The sequence below is a fragment of the Arsenophonus sp. ENCA genome, assembly GCF_002287155.1.
GTDB classification, from domain to species: domain Bacteria; phylum Pseudomonadota; class Gammaproteobacteria; order Enterobacterales; family Enterobacteriaceae; genus Arsenophonus; species Arsenophonus nilaparvatae.
In genome coordinates this window covers 1-697 of the sequence record NZ_NHNG01000207.1, presented here as the reverse complement: position 1 = coordinate 697, position 697 = coordinate 1, and the positions used below count along the sequence as shown (strand labels likewise).

The window sequence follows — 697 nt, the reverse complement described above, 5'->3', positions numbered from 1 at the left end:
TACAGGTTTCGATCTTGACCAGCGGGTCACCCAACTTGTCGATCGTCTGTTGGTGATACTGGTTTGCAAAGAGGTCATTCTTAATGGCGCTGCGTTTCTTCATGGTGGTTAGCTCAGTAGACCAGCTTCCGATAACTTTATCAGCAAAATCAAACTCGGCTTAGGTTTTTCGAGGTGCCCAGTATTGATATTGGCCTCATGCAAATTAACTCACAGCATATTAATTATCTTAAATCGTTAGGTATTACCCCTTATCAATTAAGAAATGATGCTTGTATGAATATTTATACTGGCGCTTATTTTTTAGCGCTGGCATTTAATAAATGGGGTGTAACCTGGCAAGCAATAGGCGCTTATAATGCCGGATTTAAAAACAATGAAATACAGACACGAGTTTCGCACAAAACTAATTTGGGTACGCTAATAAAACACGGATGTGCTCAGCAATAGCATTTTTGATTACGTCCCAATTTTGTTGATAAAGGGTTATTTTTTCAGATATACGACGTTTATGTTGTTCAAACCACGCAGAAATAGCGAGAAAAATATGATTTCTTTGCGCTCGGCTCGTGCGAGCCTGACAGCGTTCAATACCACAATTTTGTTTAACTTCTCGATGATAAACTTCAACAGACCAACGGGCATCCATGATAGATTTGACGTATTCACGGGTGGGATTCTCTTTGTTTGTTACTAT

General features: G+C 39.5%; 1 protein-coding gene and 1 pseudogene. One reads left to right on the top strand and one right to left on the bottom strand.

The window, feature by feature from the left end:
- Positions 1-192: 192 nt before the first annotated feature.
- Positions 193-393: pseudogene (locus tag CBG25_RS05345) on the top strand (lytic transglycosylase domain-containing protein); the annotation flags it as partial.
- Between the two features lie 13 nt (positions 394-406).
- Here CBG25_RS05345 and CBG25_RS05340 read toward each other — a convergent pair.
- Positions 407-697: transposase (locus CBG25_RS05340; protein WP_290603789.1), on the bottom strand; the 291-nt coding region annotated here is incomplete at its 5' end.